This is a genomic window from Streptomyces sp. NPDC054757 (assembly GCF_053612185.1).
In genome coordinates this window covers 24,296-42,921 of sequence record NZ_JBSHBW010000037.1, presented here as the reverse complement: position 1 = coordinate 42,921, position 18,626 = coordinate 24,296, and the positions used below count along the sequence as shown (strand labels likewise).

Here is an 18,626-nt window from a genome sequence, read left to right as displayed (position 1 = left end):
CCGAGTCCGGGTCCGGGTCCGGGGGATCTGTCCGGATCAGGCCGGTGGGCCGGACCAGGCAAGGTGGTCGGGATGATCTGCCCGGATGACGACATCCGCGGTCTCCGCGGGGCAGACCTCTTCCTCGTACCGCTGGAAGGCGGGCAGCGTCCACTGCTCGTCCGATCCGGTACGGCGCTGGAGTGCGCCCGGCGAAAGCCGGAGATGGATGCCCAGATCGAAGGGAAACCAGTGTCCGAAGAGCAGCGGTCCCTGCACGATGAGTACCGCGCCCTCCGGCAGCTGCTGGTACGGGCTGCGGGTGGCGCGGTCGGTCACCGGATCCCAGAGTTCGGGCAGCACACGTCCGCTGCCGCCCGCCTCTAGTGGGCCGAAGACCTCGCGCCAGAGCGCGCCGACGTCGAACCAGCCGCTGTAGTACGCGTCCGGGTCCCGCTTCCCGTACTCGTACCGCAGCGAGGCCGGGCGCAGGAAGCCCTGTGTACTGACCACCTGGACGGATCGGCCGCGCAGCCGCAGCCCTTCGGCGACAGCGGCGGCCAGCTCTCCCGTGGGCGCGGCAGGTGCACCGTCCAGCGCGATCTTGGGCCACGGACCACCGTCCGATGCCTTCAGTTCGTCGGCGCTCCGGACCAGAGCACCGGCCAGCCGTTCCCAGGAGATCGCTTCGAGTCGCACCCGTTCATCATGACCTGTTCATCACGGCCTGTTCACCGTCCCCCTTCCCCGAACCGGGCCTCTACGATCAGCCCCATGAATCTGGAATTCGCACAGAGGTTCGCTGCGGAGTGGCGGGAGGACTGGAACTCGCACGACTTGGAGCGCATTCTCGCGCACTACCACGAGGACGTGACCTTCAGTTCGCCGATGATCGCGCGCTTCAACGGTGACGCATCGGGGACGGTCCGGGGCAAGGACGAGCTGCGTGCGTACTGGCGGACGGGGCTCGCCCGTATCCCGGATCTGCACTTCGATGCCATGGACGTACGGGCAGTGGTGGATTCGCTCGTGATCGACTACCGGAACCAGATCGGCGGGCGGGTCTACGAGGTGCTGACCTTCCGGGACGGTCTGGTGATCGCGGGTTTCGGTGCGTACGGACCGGTCCTCGCCGTCGAGGAGTAGGGCATGGAGCGGGCCCGGAGGTATGTCCAACCTCCGGGCCCTGGTGATGCCGCCCCACTGCACACGCCGGTACGTTTGAGAGCACAGGTCAGCTGTTACGTCATCGCGCTCTGCCATTGAGCTACCGCCCCGGGAAGAGGGGCGGGCCGGGGTCGAACCGGCAACCGACGACCAAGCCCGTGCCCGGTCGGGCCGGCGATGGGCGGCGCATACTGAATCTGGAGCGAGAGTCTGAGGCAGAACGCGGCTCATGCCGCTGCATCACGACGAACTTCAGTTTCAGTTTGCGCTCCTCGCGCGCCCCGGGCCGCACTGAGGCGGCCCGGGGAGTCTGTGACGCTACCCCTGTCCGTCCCCCAGGAGGTAGCCGAATACCGCATCGCCCACGTACTCGTCGGCGACATCGGCGCTGTTCGCGTCCTCGCGGGCGAACTTCACCGCCTGCTGAAGCTTCTCGATCCGGCCCACCAGCTCATTGACCCGGCGGGCCGGCAGCGCGCCGGAGAACTTCACCGTGGTCCAGTAGCCGACCGGCACATCCTCGTAATACACCTCGACCTGTGCCGGGTGATTCTCGGTCGCCTCGGCCTTGACGTGGTTGCGGGGCACTTTTCTCGTACGGACCGTGCGCACCGGCTCTGTCTTCCAGGCGTCGGTTGAAGGGTCCTGCACCCAGAATTCGGATGCGTCGAGAATCGGCAGCTTCCGTGCGAAGGCAAGCAGCTCCGTGAGCTGTTTCTCCAGGAAAAGCAGATACGGGACCGGTACGGCGGTGAGCAGTACACGTCCCTCGACCTTCACATCGGCGCGGGCGGAGCAGTTCGCCCAGTCCTTGGTGGCAGTGACATCGAAGAGCCTGGTCAGGGTGGCGGCGGTGTCCCGCAGCACATCCTCGGCCTGCACCTGCACCCGCGTGGACTCGGGGGGCAGCTGCTCGCCCTCTTCGTCCTTCGGCTGGTAGGTGCGGGAAATTCCCGACAGCAGGACCGGCTTCTGCAGTCCCTGCTGGGCTGCGGTGAGGTCCTGGTGGGACTTGGACTTGATTCCCTTTTCGACTGCGATGATCTGATTGAGTTTCGCCACGGATGGAACGTAGCAGCGACAACTCCCTTGCATCCAGGGGTTATTACGGTGCACGACTCAGGGGGCGGGGAGCGGATACGGCGCTCCCCGGTAGGATCTCGGTATGCCACTGTCCGGGCCATCGCATCCCTCCCTCACATCCGTCAGAGGATGGCAAAAACGCCATTCACGGCAGCCCGACCGCGACTAGAATGAACAATCCGAAAGCGGGCAGCGGGCAGCGGGCAGCGGGCAGCGGGCAGCGGGCAGCGGGCAGCGGGCAGCGGGCAGCGGGCAGCGGGCAGCGGGCAGCGGGCAGCGGGCAGAAGACCGTCCTCTTCGCAGCGCGTTCGGCGACGGCGCTCCACCGGCTCCTCGATGTGGCACCGGTCTTCGCCGGTGACAACCGGATCGGTCAACGCCGCTTCACGCTGGTCCCCGGCTCGGACTTCGCCGTCGACGCACTCGCCGCGATAGAGCACGCGGGGGCACCCACCATCCCCTGGGCGGAGGCCCTGCGGCAGCCCCACGACCTGATTGTCGCCGCCAGCCCCAAGGGCGATCTGGACCTGCTGACCGGGCCGCTCGCCCTGCTTCCGCACGGTGCGGGCTTCAACAAGTCGCTCGCCGACGAGGGCTCCGACGACACGGCGTCCGGGCTCGATCCCGTATGGCTGCTGCGCGACGGCCGGCCCCTCGCCGAGCTGCACGGGCTCGCCCATCCCGGCCAGGTGGCGCGGCTCGCAGCCCGCAGCCCGGCCGCCGCCGCCCGCGCGGCCGTGGTCGGCGACCCCGCGCTGGACCGTATGCTCGCCTCACTTCCACGCCGGGCCGCCTACCGCACCGCCCTCGGGACCGGAGGCCGCCGGCTCATCGCCCTCACTTCGACATGGGGGCCGGAATCCCTGCTGGCGCGGAGGCCGGAGCTGCCTGCTGAGCTGACCGCGCAACTCGACTACGACGCTTACCAGTTGGCGCTCATCCTGCATCCGAACGTGCACAGCAGGGCGGGGGCGTACGACCTGCGGGAGGCTCTCGCCCCTGCCCTCGCGTCAGGGATGATCCTGCCGCGGCCGTACGAGGAGTGGGCCTCGGTCCTGGTGGCGGCCGACGGTGTGGTCACCGACCACGGTTCGACGGCGCTCTACGCGGCGGCGCTGGGCACTCCGATGGCAGCCGCGTGCGACGGCGGCGGCGAACTCGTCCCCGGCACACCGATGGCCGAACTCCTCGGCCGGGTAACGGCCCTGGACACACCGGCCACTCTGGAAGCGGCCCTTGCCGCTCACTCCCCGGGCACGCTCCGCGCGCTGGCCGCCCCGGCCTTCGCCGAACAGGGCAGGGCCCTGGGCCGGCTGCGGACCGAGCTCTACGCGCTACTCGATATCGCTCCCCCGACGTCCGGGATCAGCGCTCGCCCCCTTCCGCCGCCCACTCCCGCCGTGTCCAGCCCAGCCGCCTTCGCGGTACGGACGGAGGTCGACGGCGAGGACATCCGCATCGAACGACGTCCCGCCCCCACTGAGTCTCCGGCCCACCACCTCGCGGCCGAGTTGGAACGCGCCACCGTCCCGCAGTCCCAGAGTGCGGCACTGCTCTTCCGCCGCCGTACCGGGCCGCACCTGACCGCGCCGCTCCTGACCGCACCGCACTCCGTCACCTGGACGGCGGCCGGCTGGACCGCGCGCGCCCTCTCCGACCACCCGGGACGCCGTACCGCCGCGGTCGAGCTCTCCGCCGGCCGCTGGCTGCTCCGCAGACCGCAGGCGCCGCTGCTGACCGTCCGCGTCGAGGGGTCCCCCGGAGAGGGAACCGTCGTACGGACCGATCCGGCCGCCGTACTCTCCGGCGTGCACGCCTGGCTCACCGCCAACCCCCATCCCGGCGTCCCGCTCACCCTGCACTGCCGGGTGGCGGGCCGGACGTACCGTACGCACCTGACGCCGGCCACCGCCGACGAAGCGGCGCACGAACTGTAGCCACCGCGCGGCAGACACGGGGCACAGGCATGAGGCACAGGCACGGGGCACACTGCCCCGCCCCGCCCGGGCAGGGCGGGGGAAGGACCGGATTACGGCGCGCCGCCCCCGTCGGAGTCCGCGTCGGGCAGGCCGCCCTCCCGTTCGCGGATCTCACCGGCCGAGGCCCGGTGCGAAGCCGCTGTCTCCTCGTCGCCGCAGGCCGCCGCCAGTGAGGCCATCGCTTCCAGGATCCGCACCTCGTCCCGTCCCGCACCGCGCTCACGGGCACCCACCAGGGCGGCGGCGTACAGCTCGGCGGCCTCGTCGTGCCGGGCCAGCCGTTGCAGCACCCGGCCCAGTTCAAAACCGGTCCTGGCGGTCATCCGTTCACGCTGCTGCTCCCTGGCCGTCGCATGGGCCCTCGCCAACAGCTCTGCTGCCCCGTCCAGTTCGCCCAGGGCCGCTGCCGCCTGTCCCAGCAGGTGGTTCTGGAGCAGCGCTCCGTACGCGTTGCCGATCCGGGTGTGGATCTCCCGTGACTCCTCGAAGTCCGGCACCGCGCGCGCCCAGTCCCCCTGTACGGAACGGACCCTGCCACGGAACTCCAGCGCGGACGCCCACAGTTTCAGCGCGGCTCGGGCCGGCGCGGGGGCTTCACCGAGCAGCCGGGCTCCGTTCACCGCGAGCCCCACCTCGGTCTCCGCCTCCTCGTACCGCCCCTGTTCCCAGAGCGGCCGGGCGAGCTGGCAGCGCATGCGCACCAGGGCGGCGGTGTGTCCGGCCCGCTGGGCGGCGTCCCGGCCGGTGCGGAACGCTTCGGTCACCTCGCCGAAGTGCGCGTGATCGAGGAAGTGCGTCCACAAGGGTTCGCAGAGCGCCCAGGCCTCTGTGTCCATGCCGTACGCGTACGCGGCGCGCACACATCCGTACAGCGCGAGCCGTTCGGCCTCCAGCCACCGCAGGGCGTGCTGCTTGCTCGCCCCGAACTCGACATCCGGTGCGCCTGCGACGGCGGGCACGGGCTCGGCGAACGTCATACGCGCTCCCGCGGCCAGCTCGTCCGCCCGCTGCGCCTGGCGCAGATACCAGCGGATCACCCTTCCGCGTGCCTCGGCGGCCTCGCCCTCCTCGCCGTACCGGCGCGCGCAGCGCACCGCGTGGGCCCGGAGCAGATCGTGCATCACCGGGCGGCCGCCCCGGCCCGGCAGCAGCAGACTGGCCCGCTCCAGTTCCTCCAGGGCATCCTCGGCCGCATCCGCATCCGCGCCGAACAGTGCGGTGACGGCCTCCGGAGCGAGATACGGAACGGGGTACACCGCGAGCAGCCGGTACAGCCGGGCGGCCTCCGGACCGAGGTCCCCGTATGCCGCGTCCCAGACGGCTTCGACCATGGGGAGCCCCCTCTCCGCGAGCTCGTCGGTCAGCTGGGCGACCAGGCGCAGCAGTGTCCTCCTGCGGTGCTTGCGCAGCCACTCGCCCGCGACCTCCAGTGCGGCGGGCAGGCCCCCGCATGCCCGCGCCAGGGCCTCGGCCGCCGCCGGCTCGGTGGAGAAGCGCGGGTCGTCGGCGATTTCGCGCAGCAGCTGGGCGGCGTGCCCATCACCGAGCGGGCCCAGGGGAATCTCCAGGCCGGGGCCACCCTTGAGATCGTCCAGCCGTCCCTGGCTGATGGCGATCACCACGCACTCCGCCGACGCGGGCAGCAGCTCCTCCAGCTCAAGACCGACCCGGACGTTGTCGACCACGACGACCAGACGTCTGCCCTGGGTACGGGCCCAGTACTGTCTGCGGCGCCCGGCGTACGTCGGCTCCACCCAGTCCGGCCGCACTCCGAGCGAGCGGAGCAGCTCTCCCAGGACCTCGGCAGTCTCCACGCCGCCGTCCCTGCGGTGGTCGTCGAGGTCGACGAACCGCAGGGCATCGGGGAACTCGCCGGCCAGCCCCCGCGCGAGCCGCACCCCGAGCGCCGTCCTGCCGACGCCGCGCAGCCCGTGGACCGCTACGACGAACGGCCGCTCGGCCCCACCGCCGCCGGCTCCCCCGGCCGCCCCTCCGGCCGTCGCCCGGTGTTCCCGAACCGCCCTGCTGACAGCGGCCTGTTCGTCGTCCCTGTCGACGAAGTGCGCGGCGCCGGGCGGCAGCTGGAAAGCGGCCACCTCGGGGCCCGTATCCGCGCTCTCATGAAAGTGGACCTCCCCCACGCTTCCGGCCTGGACGACCGTCCCCACTCTGGCCTGACCGCTCACGCTGTTCCGCGTCTCTTCGACCACGTATCAACTCTATGCAGTACCACTGACATTGGGGCACGCCACAACGGGAAGTCAGGTGACATGACGGATCGCCCGCTGCTCCTCATCGACGTGGATGGCCCCCTCAACCCGTACGCCGCCCGGCTCGTCCGGCCGCGCGGTTACACGACCCACCGGCTCCACCCGGCGAACTGGCTCGCCCGCCAGACGCCTGGCTCCCGGAGCCACCGCCGCGGCCTGCGCGTCCGGCTCCACCCGGAGCACGGCTCCCGCCTCACCGCACTCCCCTTCGAACTCGTCTGGGCGACGACCTGGATGCACGAGGCGAACGAGATGATCGCCCCGGTCATCGGTCTGCCGGGCAGCCTTCCGGTCATCGAATGGCCCGAGCTCTTCGCCAAGGACCCCGACGGCCTCTACTGGAAGACCCGCCCGCTCCTGGAGTGGGCAGCGGGCCGCCCCTTCGCCTGGGTGGACGACATGATCACGGACCTCGACACGGCACATGCCACGGCGCACCATGACGCGCCATCGCTCCTGCTGCGGATCAACCCCCGACGTGGCTTACGGGAGAAGGACTTCACCTGCCTGACCGACTGGTCGAAGTCGCTCTGACTGGTGGGCAAGGCCGACAGAACCTGTGATGGCCGGAGGCCGTCGTCGCGTCCACGGCCAACAGTTTCGATAATGACGGCACTGCCTACAGGCTCCGCCCCTATGCGCGTCCTTGGGGTGATCCGACACATTGGGCTGCCCGACACCACACCCCAGCGCCTCCCTGACGTAGCTCCTGCCGATGTCCCCCGAGCGCGGTATATGGGCGAGGCAACACGGCACGGCCATTCTCATCGACAGGGCCAATCACCGCACCGCTGACCACACAGTTTGGGCCGACTCGCCCTAATGCAGCCGCAGAGCATGTCCCGAGGCCGGACGTTTCCCGAGCTGGGCACACCAACTCCGTCAGGACAGGCCCGTTCAGCGCGCTGTTCCGCAAGGAAGTACTCGTCGGTATCCGCGACATGCCCAGCCTTGAGATCCAGACCGCCCGAGCCTGAGCGACCTGGAGTTCACCCCGCTGTATCGGTACGCCTGCTGCCATCCGCGCCAGAACAGCCAGAGCTTCTCGCTATCCCGTGGGCATACGGGCGCCGTAGGCTGGGATGCCCACCGAGTCCATCGCCGACTGGCCTGAGGCCTGGGGCATTCATAGTTACGCTCAGGACGTACATCAGGCCCATCGATAGCCTTATTCACCCGACGCAACTGCTGACCTACTGTAAGGACCAAGTCCGAAGTGAGTGCGACGCCGCTGACCCCCGAGGCCCCTGCCAAGCTGTGCGGCTTCCAGCTGACGGGGAGGGCTTGGGCGTAGCAGAATATAACAGGTCCGCCTCAGCGAATCCCCGGTCGGTGGTGTAGCCGCCGGCAAGATGATCGAGCCCGCTGGCCTCCCATTCCATCCCCGCCTGACAGCGCCTCATTCCCCTCCTCCAGTACGACTGTCGGCCCGCTCCCGCTCATCTCGAGGCCGAAACTACCGACGGCCGTTGGCCTCCACTCGTACCGTAGGACACTCCACATGCTGAGGACACGTCCCACCCCATGGAGGAATCGAGTTGATGCCAGCCATCATTACTGTCAATGTGCAATCCACAACCCACACCCCGAGGCGACTCTCATGAACACCGCCGGTCTCGATACCCAGCCCAGCGCCGATACATACGAACTCGAAGATCTAATTCCCCGTGCATGGGCCGGACACGTCCGCGTGCCCCACTTCCAGCGGGACTTCCGCTGGGGCACTCAAGACGTCCTCCGCCTGTTCGACAGCATTGTCCGCGGCTATCCGATCGGCAGCCTACTCCTGTGGGTGCGACACTCACCGGCTCAGCGTATGACTCTCGGGGCGCTATCGATCGACGCTCCGGAGTCTGATAGCGCACTCTGGGTTGTTGACGGCCAGCAGCGCATTACAAGCCTAGCGAACTCATTGCACCCCGATGGTAATCAGCGGGCTCCGTTCGATGTCTACTACGACCTAGCCGAACAGGAGTTCATCGCTCCGCCTACTCACCACTCTCCGCACCAGATCCCGGCTCGTATTCTATTCGATCTTGACAAGCTCTTGGATTGGTTCGACAGCACAGGTAAGAGTGCGAAGGAGTATTTCCCTGTGGCACGCCAGGTCGCCAAGCGACTTCGGCAGTTCAAGATCCCCGTTTACCTCGTTAAACAGGAGGATCGTGAGGCCTTGACCGACATTTTCGACCGGATGAACAACTTCGGGAAGCGACTGAGCCGAGCCGAGATCTTCTCCGCTCTCTTCGCCGGGGACGAGGAAGGCGCCAACGACCGTCTCACCATTTCCCGGATTGCCGACCAAATCGCGTCCCAGACCGGTTTCGGGACTATCGACGACGACACGGTTCTGCACGCCATACTGGCACGCCGTGGGCCCGACCCGTCGCGCGAGATCCGACTGGAGTTCGACGACGAGCGGCGTCGCGCGAAATCGGATTTTCCCGGTGAAGACCGCGATACAGCCTTCGCGGAAGGCGAGGTCGCACTCCTTCGCGCAGTGGAGTTCCTGCAACAGACTGCGGGCGTCCCACACCTTTCTATGGTCGCTTACAAGGCGATGCTCGTCGTTTTCACCCGCTTCTTCGCGCATTTTCCGGATCCGGACGACCGCCATCTCCAGTTGTTGCGGCGCGTCTACTGGCGTGTCGTCCTCACAGGGCCAGCGGTCTTCAAAGGAAGTTTCACCTCCCTTGCAAGGGTCCTCTGCCAGTACATCCACCCCCAAGACGAGCGACGTTCCGTAAGAGAGTTGCTCGATTCCATGAAAGACGCGAATCCTTACGTCCCCAGTGCACTCAAGTTCCGCACCAACGAGGCCATTTCAAAGATCATTCTTTGCTCTTGGTGGGAACTTAAGCCGCGCTCGCCATTGTCCGGGCTGCCCTATGACATGCACGACCTGGCGGAAGCACTCGCTGACCAGACAACCGCAGCTCCTGTGGTCCACCGGGTCTACCCGCGCGGCCTTCCGCAGAGTCAGCAGTTCTGGGCTGCGAACAGATTGTTCGTGCCGAGCACCACAGATCCCGCAAGTGAGTTCCCCATGCGGTTCACTCGGCGTCCTTTCGATCTCGACGACGCCACTTGGGCTGCCGTCCTGGGCTCGTACTGCTTGGATGACCAAGCGATCCAAAGCTTGAGTAGCAATCAGCCAGACGTCTTCCTAGATCGCCGGCAGCGCCTTATCAACCACCAACTAGCGAGCTTCCTGGACCGCATGGCGGAATGGGACCATGAAGACACACCCGCGCTGCGGGAACTCGACTTCGACGACGTGGACGACGACGAGTGGACAGAGCTCCCCGATGCCACTGCCTGAGAAGTTCTACGCCGCCCTGCTGCACGGTGCACGTATCGGAACGCTGTGCCAGAAAGGCGACTACACACGGTTCGTCCTGAACGACTCCTATCTCGGCGCGAGCCGTCGTCCTGTATTGGGGCTGTATTTCGAGGAAAACCTCACCAAACCGTACGCGACAGCGCTTCGTCTCCCGCCGTGGTTCTCCAACCTGTTGCCTGAAGGCCCGCTGAGAGAATGGATCGCCCTGGACAGGGGTGTCTCCCTGGACCGCGAAATGGAGCTATTGGCTCAGGTGGGCCATGATCTCCCCGGTGCCGTTCAGGTCCTGCCCGCAGCCGGCCCCGACGACACCTGGGAATGGCCGGACAGCGTAGCCGATTCGCAGGGTGGAGCCGGTTCCTCTTCTACACCCTCACCCTGGCGCTTTTCGCTCGCGGGGGTAGCACTCAAGCTCTCCATGCTGGCCCAGGGCGACCGGCTCACAGTGCCGGGTGCCGGCGAGTATGGTGACTGGTTGGTCAAGTTCCCTGACTACCGTCATGCGGATGCACCACGTAACGAATACACTATGATGACGCTCGCGAAAGCTGCGGGAATCGATGTTCCGGAGGTGAAACTACTTCACCGCGACGAGTTGGATCGAGTTCCCGACCGGATGTGGCCAAACGGAGAGGTAATGGCATATGCAGTGCGCCGCTTCGACCGGCTGCCCGACGAGCGCCGCACGCCGGTGCACATCGAAGACTTCGCACAGGTAAGGAACAAGTTTCCGGGCCCGGTCGAGAAGTACCAAAGCACCTTCGAGACCGTCGGGGCTATTGCCTATCGCGGGCACGATCTGACGTCATTGCGCGAGGTGGCACGCCGAATCGCTTTCTCCGTCGCCGTGGGCAACGGCGACGCACATCTCAAGAACTGGTCCCTGATCTACCGAGACAAGATCGTTCCTGCACTGTCTCCGGCCTACGACCTGGTGTCGACGGTTTTCTACAGACCCGCCGACGAGCCTGAGGACCTCGGTCTGAAGCTCGATGGCAGCAAGCGATTCGACAGGGTGCGGCTGGCGTCGTTCAGAAATCTCGAAGCACGACTCGACCATCGTCTGGGTCGCACGGATGCCGATCTTCAGTCGGTGGCTGCGGACGTCTTTATGCGTGTGCGAGACCTGTGGCCGGAATATAAACACCAGCTCAATGCCAACCCGCCCCTGCAGCAGGGAATTTCTGACTGGATCAATGCCCGGGCACAGGCTCTGCTGGGAACCAAGTAGCACGGATTGCCGTTGCCAAATCGGTGCCCCAGCATACATTTTCGTCCCCGGCGAGTACGAGCTGACCGTCAATCGACGGTCACTCTCGAATGAGCCTGACTCCCATCACTTGAACCGGAACGAGACTTTCAAGTTCAAGAGGCCCCAGAGAGAGCCACCGCATCAAGGTCTCCGGTGGGCAGGCCCCTACCCCGCTCGCTCTTGCCTCGCACTGGACCGTCTACCTGATTGAGCCTGCTCTACCCGTCACCGGCCGACGGTACGACAACGTACGCAAGGCCATGGCAGCCGAGCCGTCACGCCCGAGTCCCTGCAACTCCAACTTCATGCCCGCCCCTTGAGGCGGAAATAGGGCTCCCGCTCTCCCCTACAGCCTTGCAGTACGTTCGCCCGAAGTGACATACCCTGCACGACGCCGTGGGCAGAGCCACCAGGACGGTCAGACGATCAACAGCCCTATCGATTTTCACTCGTGGTCCTAAGCGATGTCAGCTCCACAAGGCGTCACATACGGCAGCTCAGCACTCCGCCAGAACGAAACCCAACGCCCAGGCGTCGAATGAGATGGCGAGCTGCAGCGTGCACACTCCTTTCTTTCCGTAGCCGTAACTCAGCCGCGGGCACCTTGGCCATCTTCTGCCACGGCGAATTGAATCACTTCCTGAGCCCCTACTGGCAGCTGTCTGATCTGCTGCCAAGAACTGGTTAGTCCAAAATTGTTTATTTGAGACAAAGCAGATGGGCCAGCGGGCCCACTCACCATGTGCAACGGGGGGTTGACCGCTCCCCCCTCGCCTCGTACGGTGCTCGCACCTCGCAGGTATATCGATTAACCACTATCGGTCAACCACCTCCTGGGTCCCCCTCCCCTGCTCCCCCGTAGGAGGCCGCACGCCGTGCGTTCCATGCTGAGTCGCCGTGGGTTCATGTCTGCGGGCGCCGCCGTCGCCGCCGGTGCCGCCGTGCCCGGTCTTTCCGGGTGCGGACTGGCCGGAGGGGACGAGTCCGATCCGGACACCCTGGTCGTCCACAGTTCGCTGGGCGGCACCGCGCCCGGTTCCGCGACCTACCGGGCCGTCCTCGACATGTTCCGTGAGGAGAACCCCGGGCTCAAGGTCAAGAGCCTGATCAACGGCGACGAGCTGGGACAGGTCTACGAGACCTCGCGACTGGCGCGCAAGGAGGCCGACGTCGTGATGGTCAACCTCTACGACAAGACCGTCTCCTGGACCGAGCTCGGCGCCACCGTGACCGTCAACGGCTATCTCGACGACTGGGATCTGCGCCAACGCATCCTGCCCGCCGCGCTCGACGAGTGGACCGACGAGAAGGGCCGGCTGCGCGCCCTCCCGTACATCGCGAGCAACTGGCCCGTCGCCTTCAACCGCGCTCTGATGCGCGGGGCCGGTGTCGAGGACATCCCGCTCACCGGGGACGCCCTGATCGCCGCCGCGAAGAAGCTGCGTGCCAAGGGCAGGGCCCCCGTCACCATCGGCGGCAACGACTGGACCGGGCAGAAGCTCCTCGCCCAGATCATCCAGTCCTTCCTCACCGCGGACGAGGCCAAGAAGCTCTACGCCACCGGTGACTTCAGCGGGATCAAGGGGGCCAGGGAAGGCATCGAGTACTTCGTCGAGCTGCGGGACGCCGGGGTCTTCACCGACAAGGCCCAGGGGCTCACCACCGACTCGATGACCACCCAGTTCAACACCGGGGCCGCCGCCATCCAGTCGGCGATGTCCTCCGCACTGGCCCGCGTCCCTGACAACGTTGCCGGCCATACCGACGTCGGCGGCTGGCCGCTGCCGCCCGGCGCTGTGCACGACAAGCCGACCATCCTGCGGACCTTCACCGTCTCCGGGTTCTGGGTCAGCCCCAACGGCACCGGAAAGATCGAGGCCGTGGAGAAGTTCGTCCGCTTCATGTACCGGCCGGAGGTCGTCGACCGGTTCATCAAGGAGGGCGGCCGGGACATGGCGGTGCGGACGGACACCCTCAGCGACCGGTTCCCGCTGGTCGCCAAGGCGCAGCAACTCGGTGACAGCGTCAGCCAGGTCGTGCTGCCCGATCTCTACGTACCGCCGTCGGCCGTCCAGCCGATGATCCAGGCCACCAGCACCGCCTTCACCCCGGGCGTCGGCTCCCGCCGTATTCTCAGCGCGCTCCAGGGCGCCTACCGCAACGCCTGAGGAGGCACCCCCATGACGATGACCTCGTCCGTCAGGCCCGCCTCCCGGCCGGCCGCCCCGCCCGCCGCGCCGCGCAAGCAGCGCGGTCCGCGCACCACGATCCTGGCGCTGCCCGCCCTGGCCTGGTACCTGGTCTTCATGGTCGGCCCGATGGCCGCGATCTTCGTCATCGCCGCGCTGCGCTGGCCCGGCATGCTCCAGCCGACGTCCTTCGCCGGAGCCGACAACTTCCGCGCCCTCTTCGACGATCCGGTCTTCTGGCAGGCTGTGCGCAATACCGGTCTGCAGATGGTCATCGCGCTTCCGGTGATGATCGTCTGTGCCTATATGGTCGGCTACTACGTCGCCCAGAAGCCGCCGGGCCACCGGGTGGTCCGCTATCTGCTGTTCGTCCCCGGGCTCATCTCCACCCCGGCCAAGGCGATGGTCTTCTACGCGGCGCTCTCCCCGGACGGTCTGGTCAACGGCTTCCTGAAGTCCGTCGGCCTGGGCTCGGTGACCGACGCCTGGCTCGCCAACCCCGACACCGCGCTCTACTGTCTGATCGCCCTGGACGTCTGGGCCGGAATCGGCTTCACCGCGGTCCTCTTCGCCGCGCGCCTCGACAGCGTGCCCGAGGAGATCGGCGAGGCGGCGCAGCTGGACGGCGCCGGGCACTGGCGCACCATGTGGCGCATCCACTTCCCGGTCATCAGGGAGTACGTGGGTGTCGTCACGATGCTCCAGTTCCTCTGGACGCTCTTCGGCTCCGCGCAGCAGGTGCTGCTGCTGACCCAGGGCGGACCGGCCAACTCCTCGACCACGCTCTCCTTCCTCGTCTACGAGAAGGCCTTCATGGAGAGCGACCTCGGCTACAGCCAGGCCGTCGGCGTGGTCCTCTTCCTCGCGGGGCTCGCCGGGCTGCTCGCCATCCGCCGCGCCTTCCGCCAGAGCTACTGATCGGAGCCCGACCCCATGGCCACCATGAAGTTCAGAAAGTCCTGGCTCCCCGCGCACATTCTGGTGTGGGCGTACGCCGTCCTGCTCGCCGTCCCGCTGTACTACTTCCTGGCGTCGGCGTTCAAGTCCAACGAGGCGATCTTCGCGCACCCGCTCGCCCCGCCGGCCTCGTTCGGTTTCGGGAACTTCCGTACCGCCTTCGAGAGCGCCGATCTGGGGATGGCGATCCTCAACTCCGGGATCGTCACGGTGTTCTCGCTGGCGCTGACGCTGGGGCTCGCCATTCCCGCCGCGTTCTCCCTGGCCCGTGCGCGGGGCCGGGTCGGCGCCGCCATCGAGAGGGTCTTCTCGCTCGGATTCCTGATCCCCACCTTCGCCGCGCTCTTCCCCACCTTCCTGCTCTCCGCGGCGACCGGGCTCTTCCACACCCGGCTGTTCATGGTGCTGTTCCTGCCCGCCACCGCGATGCCGCTGTCGGTGGTGATCCTCATCCAGTTCATGCGCACCATCCCGCCGGAGATGGAGGAGGCCGCCCGGATCGACGGCGCGTCGACCTTCGGCGTACTGCGGCATGTCTACACACCCATGTGCATGCCGGGCATCGCGACGGTGCTGCTGCTGAACTTCCTGACCTTCTGGAACGAGTACCTCTACTCACTGATCATCATCGGTCCGGACCCGGACCTGCGGACCATCCAGGTCGCCCTGCCCACCCTGAAGTCGCAGATCGGCACGGACTACGGGATCCTCACGGCCGGTACGGTCCTCACCCTCGTACCCGTCTGGATCATGTACACGCTGCTGCAGCGGCGGATGCAGCAGGCCCTGGTCAGCGGCGCGGTGAAGATGTGAGCGCGGCGCCCGCGGCCGGTGCACGGCCCACGATCAAGGACGTCGCCGCGCAGGCCGGGGTCTCCACGGCGGCCGTGTCCAAGGTCTTCAACAACACCGGCCGGATCTCCGAGCCGACCCGGCGCCGGGTCCTGGAGGCGGCCGGGCGGCTGGGCTGGTCGCCGAGCGCGTCGGCGAGCGCGCTGCGTAGGTCCCGTACCCACACGGTCGCGATGGTCGTACGCCGTCCCACCGATGTCCTCGGCACCGACCTGCACTTCTCCGAGCTGATCACGGGTCTGGAGAGTGAGCTGTCGCCGCGCGGGTACGGGCTGCTGCTGCATCTGACCGGCGGTGTACGCGAGGAGACGGCCCTCTACGAACGGCTCGCCGCCGAGGGCCGGGTCGACGGGGCGGTGCTGACCGAGCACCGGGCCGACGATCCGCGGCCACCTCTGCTGGAACGGCTCGGCCTGCCCGCGGTCCTGCTGGGCACGGCCGACGGCAACGGGGTCAGCGAAACGGTCCGCCATCTGCTGGACCTCGGCCACCGGCGCATCGCCTATGTCACCGGGCCGACCGGGCTGCTGCACACACGCTTCCGGCAGCAGGTCTTCGAGGAGTCCCTGGCCGCGGCGGGTCTGGCCCCGGTCGCGGTGGTCCACACGGACTTCACCGAGGCGGCGGCCACCGCCGCCACCGAACGGCTGCTCGGCCTGGACCCGCGGCCGACCGCCCTCGTCTTCGCCAACGACTCGATGGCGGTGTGCGGCATCGGGACCGCGCAGCGCGCCGGGCTCTCCGTGCCCGCAGAGCTCTCCGTCGTCGGCTACGACAATCTGCCCGTCGGCCGCTGGATCCATCCCCGGCTGACCACGGTCGACCAGTATGTCCAGCGGGCCGGCGCGGCGGCCGCGCGTGCGCTGCTCGCGCGGTGCGGCGAGGACGTACCCCCCGAACCCCTCACCGGACAACCCCGCCTCGTCGTACGCGAGTCGACCGGTCCCGTCTGATCTCTGGAGCACGACACATGCAGCGCCACAGCGCCCAGCTCGCCCACGACCCCGCCGTTCTGCCCTGGCTCGGTGCCAACTTCTGGTCCCGCACCGGCGGGCCCCTGATGTGGCGGAACTACGACCCGGGAGTGGTGCGCGAGGAGCTCGCCGTGCTGCGCGGGCACGGGCTCAACATGACCCGGTCGTTCTTCTACTGGCCCGACTTCCACCCCGAGCCGCACCGGATCGACGAGGAACTCTGCGACCGCTTCCGGGACTTCCTGGACGCGCACGGCGAGTACGGGATGGGCACGGTCCCCACCTTCATCGTCGGCCATATGTCCGGTGAGAACTGGGACCCGGTCTGGCGCGCGGGACGCGATCTGTACGAGGACGTGTGGATGGTCGGGCGGCAGGCGTGGTTCGCGAGCGAGATGACCCGGCGCTTCAAGGACCACCCGGCCGTCACGGGCTGGCTGATCACCAATGAGATGCCGGGGTACGGGCGGATCTACCAGGTCGACCCGCCCTCGTCGGACGTGGTGACGGCGTGGGCGCAGTCGATGTGCAACGCCGTGCGGGCGGCGGGCGGCACCCAGCCGGTCTCGCTCGGCGACGGCGCCTGGGGGCAGGAGGTCACCGGGCGCGACAACGGATTCTCGCTGCGCGAGACCGCCGAGTACGTCGACTTCGTCGGGCCGCACGTGTACCGCTCCGACACCGATGTGGTCCGCCAGCACTACCGGGCGGCCTTCGAGTGCGAACTCGCATCGGTGACCGGGCAGCCGGTGGTCCTGGAGGAGTTCGGGCTGTCCACGGACACCGTGTCGGCGCGCAACGCCGGGGTGTACTACCGCCAGACGCTGCACAATTCACTGCTGGGCGGGGCGACGGGCTGGATCGCCTGGAACAACACCGACTACGACGCCCTGTGGGACCAGTCTCCGTACGACCACCACCCCTTCGAGATGCACTTCGGCATCACGGACGGCGAGGGGCGTCCGAAGGAGCCGCTGCGGGAACTCGCCGCTTTCGCCACCGTGCTGGACCAGGTCGACTTCGCCCGCTGCCGGCGCGCGGACGCCGGGGCAGCGCTGGTCGTCCCGGCGTTTCTGGAGCGCGGCTACCCGTACAGCAGGCCGGCGGACCGCCCGCTGATCTTCTCCTCGCTCCAGCAGGGGTACGTCGCCGCGCACGGCGCCGATCTGCCGGTCGGGTTCGTACGGGAGGCGGACGGGCTCGCCGGCCATGACGTACAGCTGTATCTGCTGCCTTCGACCCGTCAGCTGACGACGAGGACCCGGCGTGATCTGGAGCGGCGGGCCCGGGAGGGGGCGACCGTCTATCTGTCGTTCTGCTCGGGCGAGCATCCGGCGACCCGGGGCCCGTGGTTCCACGACCTGGACGGGCTCTTCGGGGTGGAGCACCAGCTGTCGTACGGGGTGGCCGAGCCGATCGAGGACACGGTCCTCGACCTGACCTTCACCGAGGACTTCGGTCCGCTGAAGGCCGGTGAGACGCTGCGCTTCCCGGTCGCGGGGAACGAGGACAGCATCGCCTATCTGCCCGTCGTACCGGTGACCGCCCGGGTGGTCGCGACCGACGCGCACGGCCGGCCGGCGCTCCTGGTGAACGAGACCGGGGCGGGCCGGACCGTGCTGGCCACCTATCCGCTGGAACACATGGCGGCCCGCACGGCGCGCGTCAACCCCGAGCAGACGCACCGGCTGTACGAGGCCCTGGCAGAGGTCGCGGGGGTGGTCAGGACGGTGACGGTGGACTCCCCGTACGTCAGCGCCGATGTGCTGGTCCATGAGGACGGCCGGCGCTTCGTCTGGCTGGTCAGCCAGTCACCGGATGAGTTGACCGTACGGCCCGGCGGCGGACGCTTCTTCGGCCTCGGCACGGGAACGGAATCGCCCGAGGTGACGCTGGAGCCGTACGGGGTCCAGGTGCTCGAACTGCGCTGACGACCGGGAACCGGCGGGGGCATCGCCCCGCCGGGGCGCCGGTGCGTGCCGTGGCCGGGGCCAGTGCGGGGCCGGGGCCGGTGCGTGGCGGGGCCGGTGCGTGGCCGGGCCCGTGCGTGGCCGTGGCCGGGACCGGTGCGTCGCGGGCCCTGGCCGGTACGTGCAGTGGCCGGCGCGGCCGAGCGCACCTGCGCCGCGTTCACGCTTCGGCGTTCAGACCTGCCCGCCGAAGCGCAGGTTCTCGATGTTTCCGGCCTGGACCACCGTGCCGTGCTGGGTGCCGCCGCTGATGCTGTTCCGGACGGAACCGGGCGCCGGTGGCGCCAGCTCGTCCAGCAGGGCCCGCAGTTCGGCTGCCGCGTCCGGGTCGGCGAGCAGCGCACGTCGCATCCGCATCCGCCACTCCCCCTGTACGTCGGCGGCGGCCTCCTCGTCGCCCTCCCGCCGGGCCGCCGCCAGTTCGGCGCGGACCGCGTCCAGTTCGGCGGCGACCGCCGTGGCGTCCGTGCCACCGCGGCGCGCCAGGAAGGCAGCCACCCGGTCCCGGGTACGCGACCAGGCATCGGTCGCCATCTGCTGTACGAGCGTGGTCGCCCCCGCCGTCACCAGCGCCGTCAACTCCGCGTCCACCGTGCCCCCTTGTGTCGGTC

14 protein-coding genes are annotated in these 18,626 nt (G+C 68.1%); 10 read left to right on the top strand and 4 right to left on the bottom strand.

What is annotated here, in order from left to right:
- Window positions 1-36: 36 nt before the first annotated feature.
- Complete coding sequence (locus ACWGKJ_RS30875) at window positions 37-678, bottom strand: nucleoside/nucleotide kinase family protein (protein WP_385026440.1); 642 nt, start codon at window positions 676-678, stop codon at window positions 37-39.
- 75 nt (window positions 679-753) lie between these two features.
- On the opposite strand from ACWGKJ_RS30875, the gene ACWGKJ_RS30870 reads away from it, so the two are divergent.
- Entirely contained in the window at window positions 754-1,125 is a 372-nt protein-coding gene (locus ACWGKJ_RS30870) for a nuclear transport factor 2 family protein (protein WP_385026443.1), read from the top strand.
- A 339-nt stretch (window positions 1,126-1,464) separates the two neighbouring features.
- Here the strand turns inward: ACWGKJ_RS30870 and ACWGKJ_RS30865 are convergent, their stop codons facing one another.
- Window positions 1,465-2,208, bottom strand: coding sequence for a DUF7873 family protein (locus ACWGKJ_RS30865; protein ID WP_385026446.1), 744 nt, complete (start codon window positions 2,206-2,208; stop codon window positions 1,465-1,467).
- Window positions 2,209-2,399: 191 nt separating this feature from the next.
- Here ACWGKJ_RS30865 and ACWGKJ_RS30860 point away from each other — a divergent pair, with 191 nt between their 5' ends.
- Entirely contained in the window at window positions 2,400-4,166 is a 1,767-nt protein-coding gene (locus ACWGKJ_RS30860; protein ID WP_453315875.1) for a translation initiation factor 2, read from the top strand.
- A 92-nt stretch (window positions 4,167-4,258) separates the two neighbouring features.
- Here ACWGKJ_RS30860 and ACWGKJ_RS30855 read toward each other — a convergent pair whose 3' ends face one another.
- Window positions 4,259-6,418 (bottom strand): hypothetical protein, encoded by a 2,160-nt coding sequence (locus ACWGKJ_RS30855; RefSeq protein WP_385026452.1) that lies wholly within the window; start codon window positions 6,416-6,418, stop codon window positions 4,259-4,261.
- A gap of 60 nt (window positions 6,419-6,478) precedes the next feature.
- Between ACWGKJ_RS30855 and ACWGKJ_RS30850 the strand changes: the two genes are divergently transcribed.
- From ACWGKJ_RS30850 to ACWGKJ_RS30815, 8 genes are all read left to right on the top strand, one after another.
- Window positions 6,479-7,012 carry an HAD domain-containing protein gene (locus ACWGKJ_RS30850; protein WP_385026455.1) on the top strand — a complete coding sequence of 178 codons (534 nt, stop codon included), beginning with the start codon at window positions 6,479-6,481 and terminating at the stop codon, window positions 7,010-7,012.
- Between the two features lie 1,066 nt (window positions 7,013-8,078).
- Window positions 8,079-9,800, top strand: coding sequence for a DUF262 domain-containing protein (locus ACWGKJ_RS30845; RefSeq protein WP_385026458.1), 1,722 nt, complete (start codon window positions 8,079-8,081; stop codon window positions 9,798-9,800).
- Entirely contained in the window at window positions 9,787-11,052 is a 1,266-nt protein-coding gene (locus ACWGKJ_RS30840) for a type II toxin-antitoxin system HipA family toxin (protein ID WP_385026461.1), read from the top strand. Before ACWGKJ_RS30845 ends, ACWGKJ_RS30840 begins: the two co-directional genes overlap by 14 nt.
- A gap of 896 nt (window positions 11,053-11,948) precedes the next feature.
- Window positions 11,949-13,241 carry an ABC transporter substrate-binding protein gene (locus ACWGKJ_RS30835; protein WP_385026464.1) on the top strand — a complete coding sequence of 431 codons (1,293 nt, stop codon included), beginning with the start codon at window positions 11,949-11,951 and terminating at the stop codon, window positions 13,239-13,241.
- A 12-nt stretch (window positions 13,242-13,253) separates the two neighbouring features.
- Window positions 13,254-14,180, top strand: coding sequence for a carbohydrate ABC transporter permease (locus tag ACWGKJ_RS30830; RefSeq protein WP_385026467.1), 927 nt, complete (start codon window positions 13,254-13,256; stop codon window positions 14,178-14,180).
- A 24-nt stretch (window positions 14,181-14,204) separates the two neighbouring features.
- Window positions 14,205-15,032: a carbohydrate ABC transporter permease gene (locus ACWGKJ_RS30825; RefSeq protein WP_385026490.1), complete on the top strand. Its 828-nt coding sequence runs from the start codon at window positions 14,205-14,207 to the stop codon at window positions 15,030-15,032.
- Window positions 15,029-16,024 carry a LacI family DNA-binding transcriptional regulator gene (locus ACWGKJ_RS30820; RefSeq protein ID WP_385026470.1) on the top strand — a complete coding sequence of 332 codons (996 nt, stop codon included), beginning with the start codon at window positions 15,029-15,031 and terminating at the stop codon, window positions 16,022-16,024. Before ACWGKJ_RS30825 ends, ACWGKJ_RS30820 begins: the two co-directional genes overlap by 4 nt.
- A gap of 17 nt (window positions 16,025-16,041) precedes the next feature.
- Window positions 16,042-17,976, top strand: coding sequence for a cellulase family glycosylhydrolase (locus ACWGKJ_RS30815; protein WP_385026473.1), 1,935 nt, complete (start codon window positions 16,042-16,044; stop codon window positions 17,974-17,976).
- Between the two features lie 213 nt (window positions 17,977-18,189).
- Here the strand turns inward: ACWGKJ_RS30815 and ACWGKJ_RS30810 are convergent, their stop codons facing one another.
- Window positions 18,190-18,606, bottom strand: a complete 417-nt coding sequence (locus tag ACWGKJ_RS30810; RefSeq protein WP_385026476.1) for a hypothetical protein — start codon at window positions 18,604-18,606, stop codon at window positions 18,190-18,192.
- Window positions 18,607-18,626: the final 20 nt, after the last annotated feature.